General features: G+C 55.9%; 7 protein-coding genes and 1 pseudogene. 3 read left to right on the plus strand and 5 right to left on the minus strand.

All coding sequences use genetic code 11. The features are described 5' to 3' along the window. Positions 1–57: 57 nt before the first annotated feature. The 4 genes from HHJ18_RS12015 to HHJ18_RS12030 form a co-directional block, all read right to left on the minus strand. Complete coding sequence (locus HHJ18_RS12015) at positions 58–795, minus strand: ABC transporter ATP-binding protein (RefSeq protein WP_296915586.1); 738 nt, start codon at positions 793–795, stop codon at positions 58–60. Next, on the minus strand, positions 782–2,575 hold the full coding sequence (locus HHJ18_RS12020; RefSeq protein WP_296915588.1) for a branched-chain amino acid ABC transporter ATP-binding protein/permease: 1,794 nt from the start codon (positions 2,573–2,575) through the stop codon (positions 782–784). Before HHJ18_RS12020 ends, HHJ18_RS12015 begins: the two co-directional genes overlap by 14 nt. Beyond that, the gene (locus HHJ18_RS12025) at positions 2,572–3,456 is read right to left on the minus strand and encodes a branched-chain amino acid ABC transporter permease (RefSeq protein ID WP_296915590.1); all 885 of its coding nucleotides are present in this window, start codon (positions 3,454–3,456) and stop codon (positions 2,572–2,574) included. Before HHJ18_RS12025 ends, HHJ18_RS12020 begins: the two co-directional genes overlap by 4 nt. A gap of 70 nt (positions 3,457–3,526) precedes the next feature. Beyond that, the gene (locus HHJ18_RS12030) at positions 3,527–4,663 is read right to left on the minus strand and encodes an ABC transporter substrate-binding protein (protein ID WP_296915592.1); all 1,137 of its coding nucleotides are present in this window, start codon (positions 4,661–4,663) and stop codon (positions 3,527–3,529) included. A gap of 271 nt (positions 4,664–4,934) precedes the next feature. Here HHJ18_RS12030 and nanR point away from each other — a divergent pair, with 271 nt between their 5' ends. Further along, complete coding sequence (gene nanR, locus HHJ18_RS12035; protein ID WP_296915594.1) at positions 4,935–5,723, plus strand: transcriptional regulator NanR; 789 nt, start codon at positions 4,935–4,937, stop codon at positions 5,721–5,723. 148 nt (positions 5,724–5,871) lie between these two features. Here the strand turns inward: nanR and HHJ18_RS12040 are convergent, their stop codons facing one another. After that, a complete protein-coding gene (locus HHJ18_RS12040) occupies positions 5,872–6,333 on the minus strand; it encodes an Lrp/AsnC family transcriptional regulator (protein WP_296915599.1) in 462 nt (153 codons plus the stop codon). A 101-nt stretch (positions 6,334–6,434) separates the two neighbouring features. Here HHJ18_RS12040 and ilvB point away from each other — a divergent pair, with 101 nt between their 5' ends. Next, positions 6,435–8,210, plus strand: coding sequence for a biosynthetic-type acetolactate synthase large subunit (gene ilvB / locus HHJ18_RS12045; protein ID WP_296915596.1), 1,776 nt, complete (start codon positions 6,435–6,437; stop codon positions 8,208–8,210). A gap of 246 nt (positions 8,211–8,456) precedes the next feature. Then, positions 8,457–8,611 (plus strand): annotated as a pseudogene (locus HHJ18_RS12050) (nicotinate phosphoribosyltransferase); the annotation flags it as partial. Positions 8,612–8,941 lie beyond the last annotated feature (330 nt).

Raw genomic sequence — 8,941 nt, forward strand, 5'->3', positions numbered from 1 at the left:
ACCATTCTGTGCCGATCGGAAACGATGCAGTACATCATCAAAAAAATACTTTGCTACTTACACGGATGCGACGGGCTTGGTGCCTCCAAGATAAGCTGCGCGCACTTCCTCGTTGTCGAGAAGTTCGTCCGGCCTCCCTTCAACGATCAGATGACCCGTTTCAAGCACGTACCCGCGGTCTGCCACCGACAATGCCATATTGGCATTTTGTTCGACCAGCAATATGGTCATACCCTGTTTGCGGATCTCCCGCAGCACGCCAAATAGCTGTTGCACAATAATGGGAGCGAGTCCGAGCGAAGGTTCGTCGAGCATCAGTAGCTTGGGGCGAGCCATCAAACCACGAGCAACCGAAAGCATCTGTTGCTGGCCACCGGAAAGACTCCATCCAAGGGCTTTTGACAGCCGTTTCAGATCCGGAAAAATAACAAACATTTCTTCAACGTCCGCTTGCATCTGCACCTTTGAAATGCGTCCGCGATTGGATGCGCCAAGCATGATGTTTTCCGTCACGGTCAAGCCGGGGAAAATCCGCCGACCCTCAGGAACATGGGAAATTCCCATTCTCACAATTGCTTCTGGTCTGAGGCGGTGAATGGGTTGTCCCATGAACAGTATTTCGCCGATTGCAGCCGGTATGAGTCCGGAAATCGAGCGCAGCGTCGTGCTCTTCCCGGCCCCGTTGGCTCCGAGCAAGGTGACTACTTCGCCTTGCTCTACCTGTAGCGACACGCCTTCGAGAGCCTGCACATTGCCATAAAAGCTGCTTACGTTGCGCAGTTCAAGTAAGGGCATGAACATCCTCCCCCAAGTAAGCTGCAATGACATCGGGATGGCGTAACACCTCGTCCGGTGTTCCTTCCGCAATCTTCTTGCCGAAATTAAGTACGGAGATTCTGTCGGCAACCTGGACGATCAGCCGCATGTCATGTTCAATCAGGAAGATAGTGATGCCATGACCGCGCATGCGTTTAAGCAGATTAGCCAGTTCATGCTTCTCGGTCATGTTCAGGCCGGCTGCCGGTTCATCCAGAAGCAATAGCTTTGGATGCCCAGCCAATGCACGTGCAATCTCTACCAGGCGTTGGTGGCCATAGGGCAGATTTCTAACGATCATCTGTGCCTTGTCTTGCATTCCGACAAATGCAAGGGCTGACATGGCGCGCTCACGCAATGCTTCTTCCCCTGACGCAATCGGGTTGTTCTGCCGTTGCGCGCCGATAATTACGTTTTCCAGCACGGATAAAGCAGGAAACAGGCGAATATTTTGGAAGGTGCGTCCGACACCGTGGGCCGCACGAACGTGCGGTGCAACTTGCGTGACGTCCTGTCCGTCCACTAAGATCTTGCCTGCCGTTGGCTTGTAAATTCCATTCAAAACGTTCAGCGTCGTGGTCTTTCCCGAGCCATTGGGGCCAATTAGGGCATGTACCGTGCCGCGCTCAACCTCGATGCTGATGCCATCCACTGCCTTCACCCCGCCGAAATGCTTTTGCAGGTTTTCCAAGCGCAGGATCGGCGAAAAATCAGTCATCAAAATATCAAACTCGAGAGGCTTGATGGCGACGGGCGCGACCTTTGCAGGCTTCCTGATTCGTTGCCAGCCTGCCTTGGCTATACCCCAGATTCCTTCAGGCATGAACACCATGATCAGTATCACCGCCACGCCATACGCAGCCATGTAAATTTCTTTTAGGAAGCGCAGCCACTCCGGCAACAGGATCAGCAATATAGTACCAATCGCTGAGCCGAAGGGTGACTGTGCACCGCCCAACAGCGCCATCGTCAGGAACTCGATCGAGATCTTGAAGTTGAAGTTATCCGGACTGACGTACGCAAAACCGGCTGCGTAAAGCGCGCCGCCAACACCAGCCAGCCCGGCGCACAGTATAAAGGCAATCACCTTAACGGCCAGGGTTTTTACGCCGGTCACTTCGGCCGCGAGTTCGTTTTCGCGTACCGCGCGCATGGCGCGGCCGAGGCGAGTGTTGGGTAAATACCAGACGAACAGGATCGCGGCATAAAGAACCGCGACACAAAACGCAAGATAAGCCTTGTCATCAGTCAGCTGATAGCCAAACAAGGAAGGCCTGGCAATACCAGCGACGCCGTCCGGGCCACGCGTAACAGCCGTCCAGTTGACCAGCACCAGATCGAAAATTTGCTGAAAGCTGATGGTGATCATGGCGAGGTAATGCCCGCCTAGCCGCAGCGTCGTAAGGCCCAGCACCAGGCCAGCGATGACTGCAACAGCCATACCCAGCAGCAGCGACACCCAAAAATTAAGGCCCAGGACGACCGTGCCAAGCGCTACCGCATATGCACCAAGCCCAAAAAATGCCGCCTGCGCTAGGTTGATCTGGCCGGTATAGCCCAGCACGATGGTCATGCCGAGCACAGCGATACCGTAGGTCACCGCCTGCATGAAAATATTCAGCACATAGGAATTCACGGTGAAGAAAAACGGAATCGAGGGTAGCACCACTGCAAGAATCAACAGCGAAATTAACCCGGCAGACAGGCGGGGAGCGGAGCGGACGGTCACCGGCTCGATAACGGCGGCGGGATTACTCATGCTTTCTCCGAAATCTTTTCGCCGAATATTCCCTGCGGACGGATTAATAAAAAGATGAAGAGCAACAGAAAGCCAAACGCATCTTTATAAGGAACGGAAATGTAGGCGCCGGCAAAGCTTTCGACAACGCCGAGAAGCAGGCCACCGACGATAGCGCCGGTAACGTCACCGAAGCCTCCGATAATCGTCGCCGAAAAAGCCTTCAATGCGATGATTGAGCCCATGCCGATCGATACGAACAACACCGGCCCGATCAGGATGCCGGCGAGCCCACCCAGCGTGGCGCTGTAAATGAACGTGATCATGATCATCCAGGCCACCGGAATCCCCAGGAGGCGAGCCATGTCTTTATCTTGTGAAGTCGCTTGCAGTTTCTTGCCAAGCAGCGTGTGCTCAAACAGGAAATACTGGAACACGACAGCCACCACGGTTACCGCGAGAATCACCAGGTATTGGCTGTCGAGAAACACGCCGCCGACTTCGAAACCTGATGATTTGAATACTTTTTCCAACGGTTGCGCCTGGGGGCCAAAAACCGCAAGCACGGTATTCTGCAAGAAAATCGAAGCGCCAAGCGTGCTGATGATCACCGGTAGAAAAGACCGGTTACGCAGCGGATAGTAAACGCCATAGTTGAAAATGACACCAAAGACTGTCATGACGGCCAGTGCCAGCAAGAAGCTTAACCAATATGGCAGCTTGAATAGCGTGAGCATGGTCATCATCGCGAAAGCGCCTAGCATGGCGAAGTCGCCTTGTGCAAAGTTGACTACATTAGTAGCACGGATGATCAATACAAATCCCAGCGCCACCAGAGAATAAATGGCCCCTACAGCAAGTCCTGAAAACAGGACTTGCAGGTTAATTGATAAGTTGTCCAATTGGGTCTCCGGCGTGCTTCTTGAAAGAACCCGTTAAAACCAGAAAACCCGTTGTGACGGGTCTTCTGTTCTATTCTTTTGGAGTGAACGCTGTGTGCTTGATGAAGACGATCTTGCCTTTTTCGTTTTTCACGATGTTGTAGCCGTGGAGTCCATCGCCATTCTTGTCAAAGTTATAGGTACCTTCCGCACCTTTAAACCCTCGGATGGCCGAAATTTCTTTTCGTATGTCGTCCGGTTTTGTACTCTTGGCGCGGTTCATTGCCAGCGCGAGAATATGCACCGCGTCATACGCCCAGCTTGAATAGAAGTCGGCTTCCCTACCGAACTGCTGCTTGTATTTTTGGGCATAGGCTTGCGCTTCGGGATTGGCTTCAGCAAAGAAATCCGACACGGAATATGTGTCATGGAGCGCGTCTTTGGCCAGTTTCAGCGTGCTGTCGGACACCAGCGTCGCCGACCCTATCCATGGTGTGTTAACGCCAAGTTGACGCAACTGCGTGGCGAAAATCGCTGCGTCGGTCGAAAAGGGCGTATAGGAGGTGAGTATATCGGCGCCGGACTGCTTGATTGCCAACACGATAGGGGTGAAATCCTGGGTATTGTTGGTATATCCCTGTACCAGTACGGGTGTCACGCCCAGTAATTTAAGTTCTTCGAGCACCATGTTTTTGCCACCGGTGCCAAATGTGTCGGTGGAATGAATGATCGCCCATTTTTTCTTTTTCAGGGTGTTGACACCGTAGTCCACGATAACCTTGGCCGAGTAGCTGTCGTTGGGGCGCGCCCGAAATAACCAGGCGTTACCGGTATGCGTCAGGCCATAGTCGGAGCCGCCGATCATCGTCGGAAGTCCCAGCTTGGCTATGGTGGGGGCTGACGCCTGTACCTGCGTACTGCGAACTGGTGCAATAAGTGCCGTGATGTTGCCTTCGCTACCCAGTTTCGAGACGGCGAGCACGGAGCCGGGATTGGTGCTCTGGTTGTCTTCAATTTTCAATTCCAGCAGTCGCCCTAGAACACCACCCCCCTTGTTGACTTCCTCCAGCGCAAGCTTGGCGCCATTGACTGTATTGGCCCCAGCCTCGGCGTTAGGACCTGTGATTTCCGACACGAGCCCGATCCGGATTGGGTCAGCAGCATTGACATGAATTGAAACCGCAGCTAGCGTAATCGCCGCCCAAAAAGTCGCTATTTTTCTGTACATTTTGTCTCCAGTTATTGATATTGAATCGAAAAAATCTAGCAGAGTATCGTTAAACAAACAGCCATACTTGCCGGTGGCGATCCCGTCTAAATTGGGTTGTGTCGCGCTAGCCACTGATCAATGAGCGGCGCGGCTTGCGCTACAAGCGGAATGGCCAGGGCACGCCCGCCGGAGATTTGAACTAAGTGGCGTCGTTTCACATGAATGTTTCCCAAAGCTGAACCACGGTTTCTGACGGCGCGCCCAACATATCTATTGGTATGATGACAGCATGAGTGATGAGTATGCAGCTGCTGGCGCAGCGAGTCAAGGCGACTCCAAGGTAGTTGCAGGTGAGCGTATTTTTCGCCGCAAGCTTTCGCATGAGGTGCTGGCGCGTCTTTTAGCGCGCATTCGCAGCGGCGAATTTGAGGTGGGCTCCTGGCTGCCTTCGGAGCGAGACCTCATGCAAAGCTTTGGTGTCGGGCGGCCGTCTGTGCGCGAAGCGCTGCAGTCTTTGGAGCGGATGGGTTTGATCGCCATCGTCCACGGCGAAGGCGCACAAGTATTGTCCCTGTCCGCCGAGAAAGTGATCGCGCAAATCACTGACACTGCCATGCACCTGCTGAGCGGATCCAATGATCTCCTTGAAGATCTCAAAGAAGCGCGCTTGCAATTTGAGGTCGGAATGGCACGGATGGCCGCTCAGCAAGCGACATCTGCGCAGATTGACCAGTTGCGGCAATTGCTCGAAGAGCACAAAGCCAGTCTGCACAATCCAGATCTTTTCCTGGCAACTGACATCGCGTTCCACCGCGGTATCGCAGCGATTTCCGGCAACTCCATCTATATGGCCGTGTCCCAGGCAATGCTTCAGTGGCTCGAGCAGTTCTACCATGACGCTGTCCGGGCACGCGGCGCCGAGAACACGACGTTAAATGAGCATGTGAAGCTGTTCGAATGCATTGCCGACCACAATCCAGACGGCGCCACCAAAGCACTTACCGAGCACCTGACAAGGGCCAACACTCACTACGGCCCCTTACGCGTCCGTCCGAGCCAAAGGCCTTTACGAGGATAGGCGTGTGAAACCGTTGATTTGGGACAAGTTCCTGATGGACGGTGCGCGCGGATGAGCCCCGCGAGCTGGTGCACGCGTTAGCCCCCGTTTAGCCGCTATGAGCGACTCGCAATTTGAAAACACCCGGCTTTGCCGGAGGATGGTTATTTCACCCGGTGAGCGGAACGCTCGCTTCTTTCAGGACGCGCAGAACGAAACTCGACTTGCTGTGGCGGATGCCCGGGATCTTGTAGAGCTTCTCGCGCAGAAGCCGCTCGTAGTCGCGCGTGTCGCGCACCGCAATGCGGATGTAGTAATCGTAGTCGCCCGAGACCAGGTAGGCCTCCTGGATCTCGGGGATGGTCGCCAGCACGCGGCCGAATTCGTAGAGCGTATCGTCGGTGTGGCTCTCCAGCGTGAGTTGCACGATGACGAAATCGTGGTAGCCCAGCTTGGCCAGGTCCAGATCGACCGTGTAGCGTTTGATCACGCCCTGCGATTCGAGCTTCTTGATGCGGGTCCAGCAACTTGTCGGCGAGAGGCCGACCGCGGCGCTGATCTCTTGCAGCGTCTTGCGCGAGTCATCGCGCAGTTCCCGGAGGATGGCAAGATCATTTTTGTCCGATGATATTTCGGTGGAATTTGTGTTTTGACGATTGGTTTTCATGGTATTTCTGAATTTTGACTGAAATAAGATACCTATTCTGCGCACTTTGGTGAAAAATTCTAGTCATGAAACTTCTTTCACCCGAACTTCTTTCGCCGACGGCTCCGGTGCGCTTGCGTAATGGGGCGGTCGCGTTGCTCGACACCCTGATCGAACGCGGGGTCGATACAATTTTTGGTTACCCTGGCGGCACAGTGCTGCCGCTCTACGACGCCTTGCACGGCGAGCCGAGGCTGCGCCATGTGCTTGTGCGGCATGAGCAGGCGGCGGTTCATGCGGCCGAAGGCTACGCCCGAACCACCGGGAGGGTCGGCGTCGTATTAGTCACTTCCGGGCCAGGAGTAGGCAACACCATCACCGGCCTGCTGGACGCGATGAGTGATTCGGTACCAATTTTGTGCATCAGCGGCCAGGTCGCAACACCTGTCATCGGTACAAACGCCTTCCAAGAGAGCGATGCGCTGGGGATGTCCCGCCCAGTGACGAAGTGGAACCATCAGTCGCGGGTAGCGGATGAAATCCCTGCGGTGATCCGCCGCGCACTCGACATCGCGTCGTCAGGGCGCCCCGGGCCAGTTCTGATCGACGTGCCGAAGGACGTCCAGCTGACCATGCTGTCTACGTCGCCCTCCGATGTCTCCAGACCCAGTCGCAAAGCGCGTGCTCATGGCATGCCCTTTACGGGCTCCCTGCAACGAGCCGCAGATATGCTATCCACCGCCCGCCAGCCGATCATCTACGGCGGCGGCGGACTAGTGAACTCCGGTGCCTCTGCATGTGATGCGTTTACTCGCCTGGTCCATCGGATCGGTGCGCCTTGCACACTGACGCTGATGGGGCTGGGGGCGTTCCCAGCGTCCGATGAGCACTTCATCGGCATGCTTGGCATGCATGGTGCGCTTGAGGCCAATCTGGCCATGCACGAGGCCGATCTCGTCGTGTGCATCGGCGCGCGCTTTGACGACCGCGTGACCGGCAAGCTCGATGAGTTTTGCCCCCATGCGCGCAAGATCCACATTGACATCGATCCGGGGAGCATCAATAAGATCGTCAAGGTCGACGTACCGATGGTCGGCGATTGCGGCGCTGTGCTTGAGGCGCTGCTCGGCATGCCGGAGCTCAAAGCGCTTTCGCCGCAACGTCTGGCGCCTTGGTGGCAGCGGATCTCGCGCTGGCAGTCCGCCCGTTGCTTTGATTACTCGTCGCGATCTGACGTGATTCTTCCGCAGCACTTGATGTCGAACTTGCAGCTCGCGTTGGAAGGGCGCGACGCGATTGTATCGACAGACGTGGGCCAGCACCAGATGTGGGCCGCGCAGTACCTGCGTTTCGAGCGACCGGGGCGCTGGCTCACCTCGGGCGGGGCCGGCACCATGGGCTACGGGCTGCCGGCGGCCATCGGTGCGCAGATTGCGCACCCCGATGCGCTGGTGGTTTGCGTGAGCGGCGATGCCTCGGTGCTGATGAACATCCAGGAGCTTTCGACCGCCGTGCAACACCGCACGCCGGTGAAGCTGGTGCTCTCGAACAACGGCTATATGGGCATGGTGCGGCAGTGGCAGGAGCTCAATCACGGCAACCGGCTAAGCCACAGTTGGAACGAGGCGCTGCCCGATTTCGTGGCGCTGGCTAAGGCTTTTGGCTGGGGCGCGCGCCGTGTGTCAGACCCGGCCGAACTCGAATCGGCACTGGCTGAGTGCCTCGCGTACGACGGGCCGTTCTTTCTGGACGTTCAAGTGGCTGCGCAAGAGAACTGCTTTCCGATGATGCCCTCGGGGCAAGGCCATCACCGCGTGATGCTGAGCAAGGGTCGTTGGTATGAGGAGGAAGCCGACTCATAGGCCTGCGCATTGCTCTCCTGTAAGTCGCGACCGCGCGGCATATCCGCCGCCGATCGTTCAACTCGCAACGCCGTTTACCGACGGCCGAGCCACAGTCAATGACCTTTCTGTTTTTACCGATCCCGAAAACTCGGCATAGGCTGCTTTCCCGAGTTGTACAACGACTCAGACAGAATTTTCGCTTCGGAAATTCGAAACGTATTTGGGCAGAATATATTCTCCAGAATTCACGGTCAAGAGGGCTAGAAGGCCCTGGCCCGCTAAGCCAAGCCGCGCGTTGACGCGCAAAACAAGCGCCTGGTGTTCTCGGACGGGCTGGCCGTGCCGGCCGCGCTCAAGCTCTACCGCGCATATTCAGCTCTGGCATTGGCACCAACCTCATCAACGACGTCGGGCTGACACGACGCGGCCTTCCCCTTTCTTTCCTTATCCGCCGCCGCGCGCAACTCTGCATCTTTCCAAGACCGCCTGGACTCCACTTATAAATCGGGGTTTGTTGTTCAAACAAGCGGAGCCACTTCTGTCGGAAGACGGTCCGAATCTTTATCAGAACGCAGATTTGACGTCGAGGTGTTGACGCCGACCGAAAACTGAGCCACTCATAGCGTCTGTGACCGTGCCCCTCAAAAACGTACTCCATAGCTGATGGTCAAATTCATCAACTGGAGAGATCGAGATGAGCAAGAGAAACGACGGACATGCGCGGGGCAAATACACCTTGGAGTTCAAGC

The sequence above is a fragment of the Polaromonas sp. genome (genome assembly GCF_012927455.1).
Classification (GTDB): domain Bacteria; phylum Pseudomonadota; class Gammaproteobacteria; order Burkholderiales; family Burkholderiaceae_C; genus Polaromonas.